Annotated in this window: 19 protein-coding genes and 1 CRISPR repeat array (1 of these 20 running past the window's edge); of the genes, 5 read left to right on the plus strand and 14 right to left on the minus strand. The window is 40.5% G+C overall.

What is annotated here, in order from left to right; genetic code table 11:
- Positions 1-118: 118 nt before the first annotated feature.
- The 10 genes from FKV42_RS12530 to FKV42_RS12575 all read right to left on the minus strand — a co-directional run bounded on the left by FKV42_RS12530 (position 119) and on the right by FKV42_RS12575 (position 11066).
- Positions 119-1417: a serpin family protein gene (locus FKV42_RS12530; RefSeq protein WP_154810617.1), complete on the minus strand. Its 1299-nt coding sequence runs from the start codon at positions 1415-1417 to the stop codon at positions 119-121.
- A 286-nt stretch (positions 1418-1703) separates the two neighbouring features.
- Positions 1704-2258, minus strand: coding sequence for a sulfopyruvate decarboxylase subunit beta (gene comE, locus FKV42_RS12535; protein ID WP_154810618.1), 555 nt, complete (start codon positions 2256-2258; stop codon positions 1704-1706).
- A complete protein-coding gene (gene comD, locus FKV42_RS12540) occupies positions 2255-2779 on the minus strand; it encodes a sulfopyruvate decarboxylase subunit alpha (RefSeq protein ID WP_154810619.1) in 525 nt (174 codons plus the stop codon). The genes comE and comD overlap by 4 nt, the downstream gene beginning before the upstream one ends.
- A gap of 13 nt (positions 2780-2792) precedes the next feature.
- Positions 2793-3434 carry a (Fe-S)-binding protein gene (locus tag FKV42_RS12545; protein ID WP_154810620.1) on the minus strand — a complete coding sequence of 214 codons (642 nt, stop codon included), beginning with the start codon at positions 3432-3434 and terminating at the stop codon, positions 2793-2795.
- A 3-nt stretch (positions 3435-3437) separates the two neighbouring features.
- Positions 3438-4136: a GTP-binding protein gene (locus FKV42_RS12550; RefSeq protein ID WP_154810621.1), complete on the minus strand. Its 699-nt coding sequence runs from the start codon at positions 4134-4136 to the stop codon at positions 3438-3440.
- Positions 4133-4897: an ATP-binding cassette domain-containing protein gene (locus FKV42_RS12555; RefSeq protein WP_154810622.1), complete on the minus strand. Its 765-nt coding sequence runs from the start codon at positions 4895-4897 to the stop codon at positions 4133-4135. Before FKV42_RS12555 ends, FKV42_RS12550 begins: the two co-directional genes overlap by 4 nt.
- Before the next feature lie 15 nt (positions 4898-4912).
- The gene (locus tag FKV42_RS12560) at positions 4913-6163 is read right to left on the minus strand and encodes a cysteate synthase (protein WP_154810623.1); all 1251 of its coding nucleotides are present in this window, start codon (positions 6161-6163) and stop codon (positions 4913-4915) included.
- 149 nt (positions 6164-6312) lie between these two features.
- Positions 6313-7035 carry a tetratricopeptide repeat protein gene (locus FKV42_RS12565; protein ID WP_154810624.1) on the minus strand — a complete coding sequence of 241 codons (723 nt, stop codon included), beginning with the start codon at positions 7033-7035 and terminating at the stop codon, positions 6313-6315.
- A gap of 95 nt (positions 7036-7130) precedes the next feature.
- Positions 7131-7793 (minus strand): HAD family hydrolase, encoded by a 663-nt coding sequence (locus FKV42_RS12570; protein WP_154810625.1) that lies wholly within the window; start codon positions 7791-7793, stop codon positions 7131-7133.
- A gap of 48 nt (positions 7794-7841) precedes the next feature.
- Complete coding sequence (locus tag FKV42_RS12575; protein ID WP_154810626.1) at positions 7842-11066, minus strand: tetratricopeptide repeat protein; 3225 nt, start codon at positions 11064-11066, stop codon at positions 7842-7844.
- Positions 11067-11221: 155 nt separating this feature from the next.
- Here FKV42_RS12575 and FKV42_RS12580 point away from each other — a divergent pair, with 155 nt between their 5' ends.
- Entirely contained in the window at positions 11222-11818 is a 597-nt protein-coding gene (locus tag FKV42_RS12580; protein ID WP_154810627.1) for an IMPACT family protein, read from the plus strand.
- A gap of 114 nt (positions 11819-11932) precedes the next feature.
- On the plus strand, positions 11933-14392 hold the full coding sequence (locus FKV42_RS12585) for a tetratricopeptide repeat protein (RefSeq protein WP_154810628.1): 2460 nt from the start codon (positions 11933-11935) through the stop codon (positions 14390-14392).
- Between the two features lie 362 nt (positions 14393-14754).
- On the opposite strand, the gene FKV42_RS12590 is transcribed toward FKV42_RS12585, so the two are convergent.
- Entirely contained in the window at positions 14755-15210 is a 456-nt protein-coding gene (locus FKV42_RS12590) for a DUF5788 family protein (RefSeq protein WP_154810629.1), read from the minus strand.
- Between the two features lie 151 nt (positions 15211-15361).
- Between FKV42_RS12590 and FKV42_RS12595 the strand changes: the two genes are divergently transcribed.
- Both FKV42_RS12595 and FKV42_RS12600 read left to right on the plus strand, forming a co-directional pair.
- Entirely contained in the window at positions 15362-16270 is a 909-nt protein-coding gene (locus FKV42_RS12595; protein ID WP_154810630.1) for a PrsW family intramembrane metalloprotease, read from the plus strand.
- A 76-nt stretch (positions 16271-16346) separates the two neighbouring features.
- Positions 16347-16955 carry a hypothetical protein gene (locus FKV42_RS12600; RefSeq protein ID WP_154810631.1) on the plus strand — a complete coding sequence of 203 codons (609 nt, stop codon included), beginning with the start codon at positions 16347-16349 and terminating at the stop codon, positions 16953-16955.
- Positions 16956-17023: 68 nt separating this feature from the next.
- Here the strand turns inward: FKV42_RS12600 and FKV42_RS12605 are convergent, their stop codons facing one another.
- A complete protein-coding gene (locus tag FKV42_RS12605) occupies positions 17024-17824 on the minus strand; it encodes a CBS domain-containing protein (RefSeq protein ID WP_230375698.1) in 801 nt (266 codons plus the stop codon).
- Between the two features lie 215 nt (positions 17825-18039).
- Here FKV42_RS12605 and FKV42_RS12610 point away from each other — a divergent pair, with 215 nt between their 5' ends.
- Positions 18040-18411, plus strand: a complete 372-nt coding sequence (locus FKV42_RS12610) for a hypothetical protein (protein ID WP_196214135.1) — start codon at positions 18040-18042, stop codon at positions 18409-18411.
- Between the two features lie 35 nt (positions 18412-18446).
- Here the strand turns inward: FKV42_RS12610 and FKV42_RS12615 are convergent, their stop codons facing one another.
- Together FKV42_RS12615 and FKV42_RS14265 are read right to left on the minus strand one after the other, a co-directional pair.
- Positions 18447-18956 (minus strand): gamma carbonic anhydrase family protein, encoded by a 510-nt coding sequence (locus tag FKV42_RS12615; protein WP_154810633.1) that lies wholly within the window; start codon positions 18954-18956, stop codon positions 18447-18449.
- Between the two features lie 46 nt (positions 18957-19002).
- Complete coding sequence (locus FKV42_RS14265) at positions 19003-19134, minus strand: hypothetical protein (protein WP_268865991.1); 132 nt, start codon at positions 19132-19134, stop codon at positions 19003-19005.
- 41 nt (positions 19135-19175) lie between these two features.
- Positions 19176-19511: direct repeats of the CRISPR family, unit length 30 nt; unit sequence GTTTCAATCCCTCTAAGGTCTGATTTTAAC; it runs 2580 nt beyond the window's last position.

Below are 19511 nucleotides of genomic sequence, written 5' to 3' on the forward strand. Positions count from 1 at the left end.
CCCATACATCACTATCAATTTCATGTAATGTATCCAAATAGCTACCATATTTTGAAATAATAAGGGAGAGATTTAAGGTCTCGCCCATGAATGTTGCACTATCACAGCTTCAAAAAGCTTATTGTTCAACCGGCTTTTCCAGTTTACCCATGAATACAATACAACCGTTTCTATTGTCTTCAATTAAGAACATGAAAGGATGATTAGCCTTGAATTCTATTATTTCAGATTGTCCGGGGGCCCTGCTTGTGGTTGCATCAATACCGGTTGCTGCGGCCGCTTCTGTGCCTTTTTCTTGTACATCAATAGAAGTCTGGTGAATTATTTTTTCCAAAGACAGAGAGTAATTCTCAGATGACATATTGATATCATACATACCCGAGAAATTTGCTGAAGGTCCAAATGCATCCACCATCCCCATATTAGATAGTGAGCCTGACAATTCATATTTGGTATCAAATGTAAACTTTGGCAACCACAACTTTACCAGATTTTCTGAATTCATTGCAGATTTGAGATTGTTGTAATCTACATATGAAAAATTATTACTGTAATCAGAATTATTATTTTCTTTTGGAAGAATGATATACATTGACAAATTTCCTATATATGGCAACTCTATTATTTGATCTTTTTCATTTTCAGCATAGTTGTAGAACCGCACATTGTACATTGTTTCTACTGAAAAAGTATTTCTATTTGAAGAATAAAATGGCTCTTTCTGATTATCCTGTTCGTCAAATTCATCGACCCATTCTCCTTTAAAGTAAATCGTATTTGTGACAATCATTGTTGTATTTTCGTTTATAGAGTCAATCATATTGTCTATTTTACCATTTGTTTTTTCTTTAATCCATTCATTTATGATGTTTGCAGATTTCTCAGATTCACCAAAATCAAGATTTGTTACATTAGCGTTATAGTAGGTCTTTGAATTGAGAACGAATTGCGTATTAAAAGGGAATTCTTTCTGTACCCAGAGAGCATTTGCAGTGTTCACGTTACTTTCATCGGAGTTTATTGTGTCCATTAATTCTTTTGAACTCGTTTCAAGAACCGAGTCATTGAATGGATAGTTAAAAACGTTCTTTATTTGTTCTTTTGTGGAATCTTGAGCCCCTTCATAACAAATAGCCATTGCAGTGGAAATACTATATGGTGAAAAAAAGACATTTTTATCTTTTGTTTCAATGGTGTTATACATGTCAAATGCAAATGCATTATTTGCAGACGCAATATCATAATCATCTGAACTGTTTGTAAGTCTATTTTCTATAATAGTGCTTGAGCTTATTTCAGTCCCATTTAACTCAATTTGTTCTGTGCTATTGTCTTGAGAGGATATGCAGCCTACACATAAGACAAGTACAACGCTGAATAATGAAACATACACGTATTTATTCCATCCTTGATTCATTTCATCCTTCCTAAAAATCTACAAAATAAAAAATAGTTTGGACTCCTCATCCACATTATTTCAATGCATCATTACAAAAATATTTGCAATTGTATTTAAAAAGTATGGCCATTAATTAAACTATGTACTAAAAGTAGAATTATAGATTATAGTTGTCCAAAATTAACGTTCATGACTCTGGATAAATATCAAAATCAATAGCTAGAATTCTACAAAAATAAATATTATTTATGTCAACATAAAGATGGCTTATTGACTTGAATAATTACTTTAATTAAGAGATTTGTTACAGAGCTGATTTCTCCATAAACCTCTTAATTATTCTCTCAGGTGTCATTTCAATTACCGGAGCATCAGTATTACCCGGCTCTGCTTTTGCAACAATGATACCTTTGTCCGTGCTTTTCAGCACATCCCTGAGTTCTTCAGGAGTGGATACTTCAAAAACATCCTTATTGCCAGCGCCTCTTGCAACTGCTGCAAGGTCAGTAACTACAGACGTGGCGGTGGGCTGGTTTCCTGTTGAACCGTAAGCACCGTTATCAACTATTACCAGCAGGTAATTTTCAGGACTCTGTGTAGCTATGGTTGCAAGGGTTCCCATATTCATGAGAATGGAACCGTCGCCATCTATTGCGACAACCTTTTTGTCAGGTCGTGCCAGTGCAAGACCAAGCCCGATTGAAGATGCAAGTCCCATGGAACCAAGCATGTAGAAATTTGTCGGAACATCACAGACATGATGAATCTCTTTACATGGAATACCGATATTGCCTATGAGCAGGGCTCCGCTTTCCTTAACCTTTGCCGCAATCTCATTGATAGCATCTATGCGTTTCATGCCTGCTTCCTCCAGAATGGAATTGGTAAAAGCACTGCAACTGGTTTTTTCTGCTCTGCTGCAGTATTCCATGCTTTAACAATAAGGTCTGCGGGATCGACGTCTTTCTCCGGCATGAAATAAGGAATCTCCATCGTATCAAGTAACTTTGAAGTTAGCTCACCCATTGGAACCTGAGCTACAATTGGTTCGCCTTCCACACCCCTGTGGCTTACTATCATCAAAAGCGGGATATTATAAAGCTGATTAAGAGATGCAAGAGCGTTGATAGAATTTCCAAGGCCGGAATTCTGCATGAGCATAGCAGTCTTTTTTCCGCCCATATAGGCTCCGGCACAGATTCCAACGCCTTCTTCCTCTCGGGTTACCGGAAGATGGAGCATTTCAGGAGCTTCATCAACCATTGGAATGAGTTCCTTGAGATTGGCACAGGGAACACTTACAATAAAATCAATTCCTGCATCCTTTATTCCTTTGAATACAGCCTCGGATGGAGTGAAGATTTTCAACGAATCTGTCATGAAATCACCTTCTTTACCATACTTTAAGATCAATAGCTTCAATACGCACATTTTTACCTTCAACTCCAACAACCATGCCGGAGTGGACTTTCTGCATCATGCAGTACTCAGGTACAAAACGCACTGTTTGGCCTACTTTAGGGATCTTTCCCTTTGCCACTTTACCGTCAAAGGCCAGAATCATACAGAGACCAACATCTTTGAACTTGAAATCATCATTACCGAGTCTGTGAAGCGGGCCAACCATGTGTACCGTGTATATTCCAGGTACTTTGTCAATGACCTTTGCAAAGTGAGTTACAGGGCATCCCAGTGGCCTGTAACGAAGTATGTCACCAACTTCTATTTCAATGGAACCGTCAAATGGGTGGATATCCTCCCTGCATGAGCATTCATCCTTCAGAGGTGCAAGTGTGAAATCAGCTTCAAGACCATCAATTATGCCGACGATCATTTCAGCCATTGGAACATCTTTTCCAAGAAGAACGAGGATCTTATCCACATTATCCTTGAAATTATCACGGGCTAGGAATGGACATTTATGCAGGTCTTCAGCATTTTTCGTCTCTGAAAGTTCCGCTGCAAAGTCCCTGCACTGGCGGAAGCCACAGCTTCCACAGTTGTATCCCGGAAGCAATTTTTCAATTTCACTCAAGGGTTATTCCCCCTTGTATTCCATGAAACCATCAAGGTTTCTCAGAACTCCCATGTGATGCTTTCTTGCAACTCTGGTCTCACCGGTACAGAGAGAGCATATTGCAAGCGGCGGATTGTAACGCAGGAGCATATCGTCAACAGCATCTGGCCCGGAGCGAATAAGTTCTGCAAGTTCGAATGCACCTTTACCGGTCAGTCCGTTGGCTTCAACAATGTTACATTCAGGATTGACTTCAAGTACACGTTCCCTGAAAACCTCACGCTCTGCCTGTGAAACAAGGTCGCCTTTTGTCATGACAACTACGTCAGCGGTTGTGAGTAGCGGTCCAACCTTCAACGGAGTGTTCGGACCTGTTGTAACATCAATAACACATACAGCAAGGCATTCGTCAGGATATGGAGCACAGCGCAGGCAAAGACCGGCTGTTTCACTCAACAGGACATCGGCACCTTCTGCTTCTGCCCACCTGAGCATTTCCTCAGTGTTGTAAATAGTAAAATGATCAGGACACATGTCCTTGGCAAGCCCTACATGCACAGGGATGTCCAGCCTCTTGAAACGCTGGTCATCGTCAGTCCAGAGACAGTCTACCTTGACCACAGAAGGACGTTTCTCATTTCTCATGAGAGCTTTTATGGTGTGTAAGAGAACAGAGGTCTTTCCTGAACCCGGTGTGCCTGCAAGTACTACCAGTTTCATGCAACCTGCTCCACAATATCGCCCCGCCTGATGGTTTCCCTCAGGGACATGAGCCAGTTGTCAACTTCACTTATCTTGCAGCAGACATCCTGCTCTTCCTGGCTTGTAGTGATAATGTCAACCATACCACCGTTCCTGATAACTATCCTGCGTGAGGACATGAGTGCAAGTACAGGGTCGTGTGTGACGACAACAACGATCTTTCCCTCACCTGCAAGTAACTGGAGAGCTTCCTGTTTCTTGATACCCGCATTCTCAACTTCGTCAATAAGAACCACAGGTGAATCGCTTATTACTGCAATATCCGCTGTCATAAGTGACCTGGACTGGCCACCGCTAAGAGCTGTGAGGTGGTGGTGGGGAGCAATAGGCTCACCTGTGAGGGTGTTTGCAAGTTCGATGACCCTTGAGACAAGACCCTCATCCTTACCCCTGCTGCGGGCGTGCATTTGCAGGAATTCCTCAACGGTCATATCTGCAAGGAAATGCATGTTCTGAGAAAGCTGAGCAACAAGTTTCTTGCGTGGGTCCACACGTATGTTTGCATCCGGTTTTTGTCCGTTAACAAGAATAGTCCTGCCGGTTGGAGTGTCACCCTGGGCAAGTTGTTCAATATCATCGATAAGAGTACTTTTTCCTGAACCTGTGGGACCTACAATGCCCACGATCTCACCACTGCAAATTTCTACTGACCTTATTGGCTCGTCAGCTCCTTCTTTGTTGACGCCACCCAGTATAGTAAGGTTGATTATTTCACTCATATTGAACACCAATCATCAAATTCCAAATACTTCTGCTACCTTTTTTACTACCCTGTCTTCAGCATCTTCATCTTCTGCCGATAACTCGAGTGAAACAGGTAATTGTTTTAATTCATAATCCTGCATCAGGCGTTTTTTTCCGCCGCCGGTGATATTCAGGACTATTTTTTCATCTGGTTTTACTGCCCCAGCTTCGATAGCCTGCACAAGTGTTGCAACTGCAACCGCAGCAGCCGGATTGAGATCAATTCCCTCGGACTTCTCAAAGAGTTCCTGAGCAGCGGATGCTTCTTCGTTAGTTACAGCGTAAATGTCGCCTCCGCTTGCTTCAATAACATCCTTTACGCCGCCTTTTAGGGCATACGGTGGCTTCCTGTTGAAGAGAACATCATCATAAATACCGTCCGGACATGCAGCATCTACCGCATCCTCGCCTTTCCATAGTGAATACAAAGGTGCACATGGCAGACTCTGGCCTAAATGGAGTTTTGGCAGAGTTTCTCCAAACCTGCCGTCATCAAGTAATTTTAGGGATGCTTCCCATGCGGAGATTCCACCGGTTCCGCTTCCTACAGCCTGGAAGTAGTGGTCAGGAATCTTACCTGACGTCAGTACAGCATCAAGCATAACAGTGCCCATACCATCACGTCTTGCTACGTTCTTGGCACCGCCTTCATTAACAAATCCATCCCTGGCAGCAATCTTGCCTGCAAGGGATATCGCATCGAAATAATCGCCTTCAACTGTTACAAGGCAAACTGAATGATTGTCATCATGTATGCTCCATAATCTGTGGACACTTTCTTTTGGAACTACAAGGAGAAGTGGCTGTCCAGTTATACTGCAAACATTGGCAAATGCCCTTGCAGTATTTCCTGCGGATGCCACCACCATTATCCTCTTTTCTTCCTGCTCCCTGATTCTCTGCATTGTCGGGAATGACTCAAGATCCTTGAAAGTGCAGGTCATCAGATTGGCACCTTTTTCCGGCCAGTAGCCGTTGAAGGCAATCCACAGGTCATCAAGTCCCAGTTCAGAAGCTAAAGCCTCGCTTTTGTAAGTTACAGTTCTGCCGGAGCCTTCTTCAATAATACCGTCAACAGGAAGCCAGTTGTAATATTTCCAGATACCTGGCATGTCAGTAGGAATTAACTGTTTTGCTGTGTAATACGCACGAAGAAGAGACTGATCCCCGTTCTTACAATTCAATGAGTAAGGATCGTGAACTTCGCCACACAGCAGGCATTTTACACTATACTTGTCCATATAAAGAATGAGGAAAAAGCTGTTATAAAAGTTACCCTAAAAAGACAGGGGTTTTCCTAAAATGGATTATTTGATGAGAATAAACGTACAAAACGGCCATTAATATTACAGTTCCTTACAAAAACTTGAGGAAAACCTCAAGTTTTAATTCATGACTTATTTTCCAGTATTTCATGGTAAATCTCTTTACCTGCAAAATTGCCCATCATATAGAAATTACAAACTTCAGGCCCAAGACCGTCCATTATATGTGTAATTGAATCAAAGCTTTTTGATAATTTCTCTGCCTGACCCTCAGTAATTGATTCTCCCTTCTCATGGTCAAAATAATCCTTAAGAAGGCCATCGATGACCCCTTTGAAGTGCCAGTCCTGCGGTGATGATGGTGTTATGGAAATTGAAGTTTTATAGATCTTAAGCACTTCACCATGCCTTCCAAGCCCTATAAGAGCTATCAACTTCCCGGAAAGTGATTCAAGGGATTTGGGACTACTTTCCAGTAATCCATCATAGATTGAAAGAGCGTCCTCAAACTTTGAACTCTTATTTAAGAGCATGCCATGATGGTTCTTTATCTGTGTATCTTCTGGATATTTATCCATAGCTTCGGTAAGGTAAGAAAGAGCTTCTTCATTCAGATCCACCATCTCAAAGATCATGGATGTCTGAAGCAGTTTTTCCTTTTCATCCTCAATCTGCATAAGGAACGCTTCTGCAAAACCTATGCCTCGCTCGGTCATATCAAGCCCATGATAAGTGGCAACTATCTGGAGAAGGAACTCCATGCTGGGAGTTTCACGGAAACTTTCTTTCAGGCTTTGAAGATTATCCATTAATACATCTTTCATGTCAGGTTCGCTTTTATATTCCATGCTAGATAATATAGAACAATCTATTTTAAAAACTTACGAACAACTGCCAATCTTAGTGTTTTCAAATAGGCTAAGACCAGTACGAAAAACAACAATCAGGAATTATGAGAACAATTATTGAGATGAGTATAGAGATAATCCGTAAGAGATGCATGATCCTTCAACACAATATCTGCCTGTGAAAGCTTATCTGGAGACACGTATGTTGGAACACCCACACAATAAAGACCTGCACGCTTTGCAGATTCAACACCCATAGGTGCATTTTCTACTACAAGGCATTCTTCTTTTTCAATCCCAAGCAGCTCAACCGCCTTCAAGTATGGCTCCGGATACGGTTTTCCATAATGGACATCCTCACCGGAAACAATCACATCAAAAATGCCAGGGAAGAACTGATCCATAAAAGATTCAACTGTCACACGCTCAGAACCTGTAACCACCGCAAGCCTGAAATTATTTTTCATTGCCTTCAGGCAATCTGCCATTCCATTGAATGGTTTGACGTCGGCAATACTGGTGAATATGTCTACTTTTCTCTGCAAAATTCTGTCATATTGATCAGAATCAATATTTCCACCGGCTTTCTCAAAAAGCCATTGTAGACCCAGTCTGTGATTGGCACCTTCTATTTCGTATATATCTTCCGAGGTAACATTAGCACCTATCTCCCGGGAGACCTGCATCCATGCCTCGGCATGATAGGGCATAGAATCAACAAGCACGCCATCCATATCAAAAATAAGAGAACTGAGCATGGCCTGTAATTAACCTCATCCACAATAAAGTTTGTGTGATATAATTAGTCATGCCCTATATTCTGTCAGGACCGGACCATCTTCTGAAGTGCTGTCTCCTGTATTAGCTGTAGTATCTGCTATATCAGAATACCAGCGGGTTGGCAGTTCATAGTCCAGAGTATCACTATAGGATGTTGGCAGGAAGAACTTTGTACCCCTGCCATCAAGGGCTGCTGCAAAACCAGGATCAATTGCATCAAGTTTCGTCTTGGCATCATCGGCGGATACGGATTTACCGATACGATAAAGAGCAAATTGCTTATTATACAGAGCGGATTCACATTCAGGATCAATTGCCAGTATCTTGTCATAGCATTCAACTGCATCAGATACATCGCCCATTACATTCAGGATAAAGCCCTTATTATACCATGCAGTGATGCATGTTGGGTCAAGTTCCAGGGCTTTCCCATAGTAATAGAGAGAACCCTTGTAGCTGCTTCTCATATATGATACCGTACCCAGATAATACCATGCTGAAGCACTTGTCGGATCTGCGGCTGCGGCTGCTGTAAAGGATGCTGTAGCAGCATCCAGGTCATCCATCAGGTAATAAGTGAAACCTTTGCTGTTTAATGCCTTCACATTAGTAGACTCAAGATCCAGTATCGCATCGTAAGTTGCAATTGCTTCATCATATCTTTTGAGGCTGGTATATACTGAAGCCTTTCCAAAGAGTGAAATTGAATCGGCTGGATTTACCTCGAGTATTCTGTCATAATATCCCAGTGCATCCTCTCCATCACCAAGACCAACAGCAGCATTACTCTGCATCCTTAGCACCGTCACATTGGTAGGATCATACATCAGCACATGGTTGAAAGAATCTATGGATTTATCATAGAGTCCAAGTTTGTACGCTGCTGAACCTGCCCTGTACCAGACATCCGTGTTTTGAGCATCATTTTTGAGGATAGTCTCATAGGATTTGAGAGATTCTGTGTACATATTCAGACTATCATAAGCCATTGCCTCATAATAAAGGGAAGAAATGTCATCAGGGTCCTGCTGAAGCACCTTTGAGAATGATTCCACAGCTAACCGGTAGTCACCATTGTTAAAGTGAGAGAGACCTTTGCTGTACCAAGCATCCTGATCAGATGGATTAAGCAGTACTGCCTGCTCATAGCAGGTAACCGCATTTGAATAGTCACCAAGTTTATCGTAAGAAGATGCAAGGCTGACCCATGCTTCAGCAGAAGACGGATTCAAAAGTAAAGCTGTGGTGTATGATTCTACTGCCTGGTCGGTCATGGACACACTTTCAAGAACTGAACCTTTGGAAACCCACACTTTATCATACGTGACCACATCACCCAAAATCTCAGCATCTTTTAAGCTGGCAGAATAAGGGCTTTCAAATGGATTTGAGGAATACCATATAAAAATGTCTGAACTGAAAATATCATCATCCATAACACCGAAAACTGTTGAAGGAATTGAATAACTGGAAGAACTGTGATTTGCATTTTCAAGAATATTCCTGTTAACATCGAGCTGGAATTTTGCCACAGCGTGAGCTGGATTGATTTGTAGTATCTGTTCATAACAGGCAATTGCTTCTTCATATTCGCCAATCTCATTCAATGCATTGCCTTTCCTAAGCAATGCATCAATGGAAGCTGGCTGTAGTTCAAGAACCTTTGAATATACTTCTACTGATTCATCGTACTTTTCCAGATTATCAAGGTCAAGAGCTTTGTTATAATGGGCTGCTGTGAAATTAGCTTCCAGTTGCACTGCCTTAGTGTAAGCCTTTTGTGCAGAACTGAATTCTCCAAGACGATCATAATCCATTGCAAGATTATAGTACATTCTTGGACATGAATTGTCTACCTTCACCGCTTTTTCATATGATCTTACAGCTTCCTCATACATTCCAAGACTTTCATATGAAACTGCCATATAATACCACAATAGAGGATGATCTGATTCGGTTGCAGCTGAGTTCTCAAATGCCTCAATAGCACTTTCATAATTAGACATCTTATAGAAAGCAAGACCCTTATTGTACCATAGAAGTGCGGAATCTGAATCAAACTCCGGTGTTTCTACATAGCAATCAGATACTTCTACAGGCATTCCGAAAAGTCCGGCTCCTAAGCCATAGGAACCGGAGGCTTTGTTATCAGTCCCTACCAGAAGCGCTTTATCATATGCCTCAATTGCTTCCTGATACCTACCAAGCATATCAAGAACGTCACCTTTACGTGTCCATACCTCCCCATTTTCAGGCTCGTATACTAACACCTGATTGTAAGCTTTGAGGGCAGATTCATAATTAGCAAGTTCTTCATAGGTAGTTCCCATCTTGTACCATATATCAACAGCATACGGATCAAGTATCAGGTAAGCATTGTATTGCTGTACTGCAAGGTCTGGCTGACCGAGTTTTTCGAGGTCTATTGCTTTGTTATTGATCGCATTGATGTTTTCTGAATCATAATAGATTGCCTCGTCATAAGCAGATATTGCGGCCTGATAGTCACCAAGTCCATCATATGCCATTCCTTTTCCATACCAATACATTGTATTGTCAGGTTCGATCTCAAGTGCCCTGTTATAATATTCAATTGAATCATTATACTTGTTCAGTTCATAAAGACCGGCTGCAGTCATTGAGAATTCAGACGATTGAGAACCTGCAAGATCAATTATCTTATCATAATACTGCGTGGATTCATTATATCTCCCCAGGGCTTCAAGAGAAACTGCTTTTTGATACCATATGCTTGGAAGTCTTAAGTCATATGTTATTTCAGGAGTTTCGCTGTTATCGGAAACATCAATGAGTGAAAAAAAACCTATATCAAATACACTTTCATAGTCGGATTTACTTTCATTTGCAACCTGCACAAGTGACCTGTTGTAATATTCAATGGCTTCTTCATTTTGGCCCATACTGGAAAGAACCATACCTTTTTTGAAAAGAGCTGCAGGTGAATCAGGATAAATGAAAAGTATGCTATCAAATACTTTGGAAGCTTCACTGTAATCTCCCATCAGGTAAAGAGTCGAACCTTTATTATCAAGGGCCTGAATGTAATCAGGATCTGCCTCAAGTGCATTGTTATAATAAGTAAGAGCATCATCATAAGATCCGTTTTTAGCCATAGAAACTGCAATTGAATTAAAATCCCTGGCTTCCTGACCCAGACTATCAGCTAAAGGGCATAAATGAATCAGGGCCAACAGGAGTATTATGCCAAGGACACGGTTTTTAGAGATCATAAGATAACCTGATGAATGAGATATTTTTACTAATGATTATAATCCGAAATAGTAATCAAAAGTATTGGCATATATCTAATTTAAATTGTCGCTTGTGACTGAATACTATGGACTGAAGAATATATTAACAGGGATAAATAAATGGAGATCAGACATTGGGAAGTATTAAAACTTTAAGAGATTCAGGACAAGCGCAGAAAGAGATAAAGAACTCCATATTTATTGCCTATGCTATTCCGGTAGAGAACGAGGATGAAGCTAAATTATTTGTTTCTACCATCAAAGAGCGGCACCACGATGCAAACCACAATGTTTCAGCCTATCTAATAAATAGAGACAACGTCCTTGCAATGAAATATGATGATGACGGGGAACCTGCCGGAAGTTCAGGTAAACCTGTGTTCAAGATCCTTGAGATGAAAGAACTAAGCAATGTTGCAGTTGTTGTCACCCGGTATTTCGGGGGAATTAAGCTCGGATTCGGCGGGCTTGCCAGAGCTTATAGGGAAGCTGCTATTGAAGCTATTGAAAATGCAGGCGTTATTGAAGTTAGTGATAAGTCAATTGTGAAAATCGAATCTGATTATTCTGACATGGATACTGTTTCCCGACTTGCAGAACAGTACGGAGCTATACTAAAAACTGATTACACCGAAGTTGTTTTTTTCACAGTGGAAGTGGACCTGGATTCCAAAGATGCTTTTCAGGAAAAACTTATTAACGTAACCCGGAACAGGGTTACTATTATATAGATACTTCCACCTAAAAAGCAGGGTCAATTAAATCATTTAATATTATTTATCCTGGAATAATAAATAGGATGAGTCATTGTTTACGTTATCATCACCAAATAAACCGAGAGCAACATGTCCAAAAAAGCAAGAGATATGGCATACAGGCACTTCAACAAAGGAGTAAGCCTTATTGAGAAAGGACAGCATGAAAATGCACTGAAGATTTTAAAACAAGCTGCCGAACAGGTAAAAGATGCAGATTCACCGCAGATAGAGGTTGCAGTGTTACAGACATATGCAGACCTGCTATTCTTACAGGGAAAAAAAGAGGAAGCTCTGGAGAGATACATTAAAGCTGCAGATATTGTTGAAAATGAGCCTGATTACCTGCTGCCGGAGCAGAGAGCAAATATGTTCAGTAATATGGCGCTTGCTCTTGAGAATACAGGAAGGAAAATAGAAGCTGGCGACAGGTATGCCATAGCTGCGCAGAATTATAGGGACCTTGTACAGAAAGACCCATCCAACCATTCACATATCGCCAATATGGTATCCACTCTGAATAATATGGGTGCCCTGTTTGCTGAAACCGGAAAATATGAAAAGGCATTTGATGCTTTTGAAGAGGCTCTTAAACTCCAGGAAGAACTTGACGTAGAAACACATGATGAAAACGGCACTTTACGGAAGAAAAAAACCATTCGTGAGAACCTGCTGAACATTCCTCTGGAAGATGCATCCGAAATGGAGAAAGAGAAATACGAAAAACTGCTGCAGTTGTATATGAAAGAGGCAGAAGCTGAGGGAGAGAAAACCCTGAAAGTTGCTTCCATACTGCAAAACAGTGCTCACGTACTTGAGAACGAAGGTCAGAAAGATGCTGCATTCTCTAAACTTGAAGAAGCACTGGGAATTGCTTCTACATTCATTGACAATGATAAAAATGCAGATTCAGGCCGTAAGCTAAGTATCGGAATACTTCGGGATATGAACAGGCTTCTGGAAGCTGAGGAAGATACTCAGAAGCTGATGGATAAATACGGAATCATACTTGATGCATCAAGATATATACTGGCTTCAGAGCCTGAAAACATATCATACAAGCTTAATGTAGCATTTTCACTTGATATCATCGGCAATCTCCTGAAAGATTCAGGTGATATTGAAGATGCAATTAGAAACATAAAAGAATCAGTAGATATTGTTGTAAATATCCTTCAAAACGAAGTCGATGATAATAATGCAATCCATGCTGCAGTAGCTATTATTGAAGACATGCTAGCTCTTATAGAACTTAAAGATGAAAACGAATCGAAACTTGAATTATACAAACAACTTGGAAACAAAATAGGAAAACCTGGCCAGGATAACCTTGAACTCGGACTTATCAGTGCAGATATCTGCAAAGAAACAGGACTTATCCTTGCTGAAGAAAAACGTTATTCTGAAGCCCTTGAGAATTTCAAGAAGGCCTTATCCATATATGAAACCGTAAAGCATGCAACTGGAGATGATTCTAAGATGAATGAGGTTCTGAAGAACACAGCAAAGGCACAATTTGATCTTGGGCGCTATGATGAGGCTTTGATAAGCTATATGCAACTTATTAAGAGTGGAGAGACTGACAGGGAATTTTCAGACAGGATAGACATCATTCTTTTAGAGCTTGAAAAGAAAGCAGATCATACCGGCGATGTTGATTTCATTGCAAAGGAATATGACCGCATTCTTGGGATCAGAGCAGAACTTCTTGGAATTCTCCCTGATCTGGAAGGAAAGAATGCAGGAAGAATTAGAGAGATACAGGGAAAGAAAGCAGACATTATGGTTGCAATGGGACAGTTAACAGAAGCACTGAACCTTTATGAGCAACTCCAGATGAAGGAAGATTCAGGCAGGTATATTCCTAAAATCATAAAACTGCTTGAGAAGATGGAAATGTCTGCCTCAAACCAGCCGATCGATAAAAAGCTTGAAGTCCTGGAATTCTTGCTCTTAAAATACAACGCTCTTGCAGAAAAATACCCTGACAATATTCAGATACTTGTTAACAAAGCATCTGTCATTGATGGCATTGCATATACACTTTCAGAGAAGGGTGAAACCGAAGAATCCGGTTATATGTGTAATTATGCACTTGAAACATATTCAGAACTTGCTGCATTGGAACCTGAAAACCTGTTCTCTGTAGAAAGAATAGCAGCACTTAATTCAAGGCTTGCTGAACTGGCAGTCGGAGCTGGAATTGCAAATGAAGCTGAAAAGAGGTTCCTCACTTCTCTTGAAACCTACAGGAACCTTATGAAAGCTGACCCTTCCAATGTTGAATATGAACTTGACCACGCAGGTGTGCTTGATGGCATGGGCGCCTTTTTCCTGAATGCAGGAATGTATGGTGAAGCAAAGAAGAGCTATGAAAATGCACTGCGCTCATATGCAGCAATAATGGACCAGAATCCTGAAAACGTGACATACAGATCCTATGTGAGAATTACACTTGAGAACCTGGGATATGTTCTTGAGCTTATGGGAAGAAAGGATGATGCAAACTGGATGTATGAAAGTGCAAAAAGAATAGAAGAAGGTAACTAAGGCATTGAGTAAATGAATGACAATAACCCCGCATTCTTTTGAATGCTATTTTACTCCCTGCCTTTGCTCATACTCCTGATTGACAGATGGAATGTGGGCGTGTGCAACATGAAGATATTGAGGGGGATATCTTCATCCCACATTCCTATGCAATCCAATTTGTTTTTTGGCGGGTTTAATGATGTCCATATCGTACCATTTTGGGACATTTCTTTGTCACATGCCTGCGTTTTGGCTGTGACTGCATACTCTACAAATATAACAAACTATATAAATATATCTATACAATTGTATCTAATGATTATCATCATTATGAGATAATGCGTGGCGTGCAAACATTACACATAAAATATAAAGAAGAACTATTCCAGACCGCCGGAATCATGCAGGAACTGGAGCCATCTGCGAGCTTCAGCCACACGTTCCTTAGAAAAAATATCATGAAACTCTTTTTCTTTTTCCTTGACCGTCCCATCCTCTATTTCCCTGAGGTCCATAAGAGCTCTTAAAATGCCACCGGTCTCGTTGAATAGATCTTTTGCTTCTTTTTTTGTGAGTTTTGCAGTTTTGAGTTTTGTTTCATCTTTCTGCTCTCTTTCCCTGAGATACGCTATGTATTTAGAAATATGCTCTCTGTCTTCATCGGTGAGATTTTCCTTGTTTATCAGTTGCCATACAAGTTCATGCAACTTGCATTTATTACCATTAACTTCGATAGAATACGGAATTTCTTCTCCTACCCAGAAAAGTCTGGCATGTAAGGCTGCAAGAAGTTGGTTCCTTTCCCATTCTGATAATGTATCGTCCTTTACTGACATATTGATATCTCCATAGATTTGTACTGAATAAACTACTGACTTTGAGCCACATAATCTGCAACCCCCTTGCAGATATACACCAAAGTATCTTTAAATAAAAATAAGCTTTGATATACTGTAGAATTGTGGAGAACTTAGGTAACGGGATAAAATGGATATAACGACTCCTGATGAGCTACCGGAAAACATCATTGATAAACAGCAAACCCATTTTGAAGAGATACAAAATAACAGGAAACTTTCATGGCTTAAAGTTTTCACCGGTGGACTTGTCCTCTATATATTCGGGGTTTTTGCACTTGCTGCAACCCGCAACACCAACATCTTCCCTACAGTTGTTATGCTCGGAAATTTCCTGGTACCGATCACCTATGTTGCTTTCTTCTACCAAAGAAGACACCTTAGCAAACTGGATATGCCAACAACTGCATGGGCATTTTTCTACGGAGGACTTCTGGGAGTTTTAGCAGCAGCAACCCTTGAACCAATATTTCTGTCACAAAAATCGTTATTTTACTCTTTTGAAGTGGGCCTTATCGAGGAGTTTGCAAAAATAATAGGGGTGATTATAATTGCCAAACGCTGTTTCCACGATTCTGAAATGGATGGACTTATCCTGGGAGCAGCTTCGGGAATGGGTTTTGCAGCTCTGGAAAGTACAGGATACGCATTCACAGCGTACCTCAGTAGTGGAGGAAGCCTCTCACAAACAGTGATTATAACACTGGTACGAGGAGTTATCGCACCAATCGGACATGGTACATGGACAGCAATACTTGTGAGCACAATGTTCAGGGAAAGTGGTCCGCAAAATTTCCACATTAACCCCAAGGTCATCGGAGCATACATAACAGTGGCCGTCCTGCATGGATTATGGAACGGACTGCCTGACGTCCTATCAATGTTCCCCGTAACAGTATTCAATGTGTTCACCGGTCAGGTATCCATCGCAACTGTTGGATTCTATATTTTATGGAGACACTACCGGGAAGCAAAAAGACTCCAGATAGAACGCCTCAGGCAGGGATTTCAGGATTCCGGGTGCTGGAAACAAAATTGACCATCGTATTATATAAAATACATTGGATTATATTAAATTGCAGTGGATAATTATAATAGAAAAGGCTGGGTGGAAAATGAGTTCCGAAAAAAATATTGAATGGGACATCGATGTTTCGATACTAACTAACAGGTTCATACTTAATGAGTTGCTGAGAGTTTTTGGAATTGCTACGTTAATAACAGCTGCTATCGTAGCGTTTATTACACTTCCTTCAATTTTAAGTGGAAATGCGTATTCCACAAGTAGCAACGCCAGGGATGCAAAATACGCACTCATGTTGATTGGAATACTGTTCCTGTTTACAGCACTGTTTATTATTGCATATTACGGCAACAAATACATGCTTACTTACAACCTTGACGGCAAAGGTGTAAGTACCATTACCAGAGAGAACCAGAATGCAAAGAACAGTAAAATTAACTTTTTGCTTATATTCGCCGGACTGCTTACAGGAAATCCAACTGCTGCCGGTACCGGACTCCTGGCGGCTTCCCACCAGAACCAGAATATTAAATGGAAGAATGTAAATAAAGCCACATTTTACCCTAAATTTAAGACAATTGCACTTAAAGCAGGATTTGCAGAAAAGAGCATTATCTTCTGCACACCGCAAAATTACGATTCAGTGGAACAGTATGTAAGAAATATGTGCAAAGGCGATTGCAGGATAAAAGAAAAGTGATACAAAAACATCCTGTATTCACTTTCCTTGCTGGTGGCATGTCTAAACTCTAACCATATTTGTTGAGATTACAAATAACCAAGGCCATCCACACATTCCTTTAGCATTGTAAAGCGATCGACCATACCTATGATTTTATTATCGTTCGTTACACAGATACGGCTCACATTGTGGCGATTCAATGATTCAATGGCTTTTGAGATAGTAGTATCAGAACTGATAGAATAAAGCGGAGTGGACATTACACGCTCTACTTTTGGAGAATCTCCCGAACCGTTGTTGTGCATATCACCGGAGTGATCCCTTATCCTGGCAAAACCTGATTTTATGATATCACTGCGGGTTATCATTCCCATTGCTTCATTCTCATGAGAGATTACCGGTATTCCAGAGAAATCCCATTCAAGCATGTTTCCCCAGATCTTTGCAATGCTATCATCCGGATAAGCGGTCTGAATCCGGGAATTCATTACATTAGACACTGCCTTAGGTTCCATTTTTGATACATGGGCATTCCTGAGTATATTCTTATCACTTAGAATACCCACAATCGTTCTGTCAGTTGATGACTTTACAACTGCACAACGGTGTTGTCTTGCCTGAAGAAGAAGTTTTGCAGCTTCACGAACATCAGTATCAGGTGTGATCAGAGGTGTTTCACGTATGTAGCCTCCAACCGTTACTTCTGATTTGTTCGAGCGCATTCTCAGAATATCCTGATCATCAAGCATTCCCAACACATAGCCTTTATTATCCAGTACTGGAAGTCCATGAAGATGATTTTCACGCAATACATGCCTGGCATGTGTCATAAGATCGCTTTCTTTCACACAGACCGGATCTGTGGTCATTATATCTCCTACTTTCATTTATTCACTCCCTGAAAGCAAACATATTTTATGCTGAACTGTGACATCCCCTGTGCACAGACAGCCATTCACTCCATTATATAATATGATTCACAAGTATTTGAAACTAAAGACTACAACACCAACTACAACACCATATGTATGAGAGAAAAATCACTGCTATCCGTTAACTATTAAGTGAAAGGAAACAAAGCAGGGTTATGAATTATACAATTATGATGGTCATAATCCTTGTAATACTCCTTGCAGGACTTGTAATGTCGTATTTTGCTTTCAAGCTCAAGAAAGAAGAATACAACCGTACAGGAAAATATCCCAGAGGCCATTATATGGGCCAGGGGCTTGCAATAGGTATTGCAATAGGCATCCCAATCGCGTTAATTATACACAATATATTCTACGGATATATAGTAGGTCTTATAATTGGAACCTTTCTGGGATCACGCAATGAGCAGAAACACGAAAATGAGTTAAGACCCCTTACACCAAAGGAAAGAGAGCTCAGAAAGAAAATGGTTCTTATTTTCGGAGCACTTTGTATATTTGGAATTATTATGTTTGTGGCAATGGTACGCTTTGGTTTCTAAAGTGACATTGCACCAAATACTTTTTTTCGTTTTACTCAATCGGTTTCCTTGTATTCATGCAGCAGTTTTACGTAAACAGCTGCATTCTCTTTTATGCCGGCAATTTCATCTTCTGTAAGCCCCCTGACAACTTTTGCAGGAACTCCCATGACCATGCTTCCGGCAGGAATCTTCTTCCCCGGAGGGACAAGTGCATTTGCCCCTATGATGCAGTTCTCGCCAATCTCCACACCATCCAGTACTGTTGAGTTCATTCCTATGAGAACATTATTGGCAATCTTACAACCATGAACCACAGCACAGTGACCAATTGTCACATCGTCACCTATGTCTACACGAGACGTGTCAGAAATGTGTATCACTACGTTGTCCTGGATGTTTGTCCGTTTGCCTATGCAAATTGGATTTTCGTCACCACGAATAACAGCGCCAAACCACACACTGGACTCTTCGCCCAGAACGACATCACCAATCACAATTGCATTATCAGCCACGAAAGCAGAATCTGATATTTCAGGACTCAAAGATTTGAATTTAAGGATCATATAAATCACGTTTTACAAAAGAGATTTTCATAAATGATTTCAAAAATCATTTTTTGGTATCAGAGCTTTGAGAATCTTCCTCATTCTTGCTGTTTTCCTCTTCCCTTTCTCCAAAATCAACTATCAGGTGATTACATCTTCCACTTTTTGCTCCACATATCTTACAATATCTTGGCATGTTAATTCTCCTCCTAAGATAATTAGGTTATAAGATATTATAACTCAATCCCTTTAAGGTCTGATTTTAATAGAATAATACATGATAGTGAAGGTATCCGGTTTTATGGTTTCAATCCCTCTAAGGTCTGATTTTAACTTTTTAGGGGGCTTCTAAATGACAAACTTAAAAGAGTTTCAATCCCTCTAAGGTCTGATTTTAACTGGTGCTGGTTCGTTTTCTGATACAGGTTTCTCTTTGTTTCAATCCCTCTAAGGTCTGATTTTAACCTCGTCCTCAGAGTTTTCAGAGTAGAGGTCTGCAAACGTTTCAATCCCTCTAAGGTCTGATTTTAACTGGTGTTACGTCTACTAATGGTCATAGGATAAGTTCGTTTC

Origin of the sequence: Methanolobus vulcani (genome assembly GCF_006546655.1) — an archaeon.
In the GTDB taxonomy this organism is placed as follows: Archaea; Halobacteriota; Methanosarcinia; order Methanosarcinales; family Methanosarcinaceae; genus Methanolobus; species Methanolobus vulcani_A.

Coding starts and splice junctions, on each gene's coding strand:
- FKV42_RS12610 (WP_196214135.1), top strand. CDS start 18,040: ATGATGGTCATAATCCTTGTAATACTCCTTGCAGGACTTGTAATGTCG.
- FKV42_RS14265 (WP_268865991.1), bottom strand. CDS start 19,134: ATGCCAAGATATTGTAAGATATGTGGAGCAAAAAGTGGAAGATGTAAT.
- FKV42_RS12595 (WP_154810630.1), top strand. CDS start 15,362: ATGGATATAACGACTCCTGATGAGCTACCGGAAAACATCATTGATAAA.
- comD (WP_154810619.1), bottom strand. CDS start 2,779: ATGACAGATTCGTTGAAAATCTTCACTCCATCCGAGGCTGTATTCAAA.
- FKV42_RS12570 (WP_154810625.1), bottom strand. CDS start 7,793: ATGCTCAGTTCTCTTATTTTTGATATGGATGGCGTGCTTGTTGATTCT.
- FKV42_RS12600 (WP_154810631.1), top strand. CDS start 16,347: ATGAGTTCCGAAAAAAATATTGAATGGGACATCGATGTTTCGATACTA.
- FKV42_RS12550 (WP_154810621.1), bottom strand. CDS start 4,136: ATGAAACTGGTAGTACTTGCAGGCACACCGGGTTCAGGAAAGACCTCT.
- FKV42_RS12560 (WP_154810623.1), bottom strand. CDS start 6,163: ATGGACAAGTATAGTGTAAAATGCCTGCTGTGTGGCGAAGTTCACGAT.
- FKV42_RS12565 (WP_154810624.1), bottom strand. CDS start 7,035: ATGGAATATAAAAGCGAACCTGACATGAAAGATGTATTAATGGATAAT.
- FKV42_RS12605 (WP_230375698.1), bottom strand. CDS start 17,824: ATGAAAGTAGGAGATATAATGACCACAGATCCGGTCTGTGTGAAAGAA.
- FKV42_RS12590 (WP_154810629.1), bottom strand. CDS start 15,210: ATGTCAGTAAAGGACGATACATTATCAGAATGGGAAAGGAACCAACTT.
- FKV42_RS12555 (WP_154810622.1), bottom strand. CDS start 4,897: ATGAGTGAAATAATCAACCTTACTATACTGGGTGGCGTCAACAAAGAA.
- FKV42_RS12530 (WP_154810617.1), bottom strand. CDS start 1,417: ATGAATCAAGGATGGAATAAATACGTGTATGTTTCATTATTCAGCGTT.
- FKV42_RS12585 (WP_154810628.1), top strand. CDS start 11,933: ATGTCCAAAAAAGCAAGAGATATGGCATACAGGCACTTCAACAAAGGA.
- FKV42_RS12575 (WP_154810626.1), bottom strand. CDS start 11,066: ATGATCTCTAAAAACCGTGTCCTTGGCATAATACTCCTGTTGGCCCTG.
- FKV42_RS12615 (WP_154810633.1), bottom strand. CDS start 18,956: ATGATCCTTAAATTCAAATCTTTGAGTCCTGAAATATCAGATTCTGCT.
- comE (WP_154810618.1), bottom strand. CDS start 2,258: ATGAAACGCATAGATGCTATCAATGAGATTGCGGCAAAGGTTAAGGAA.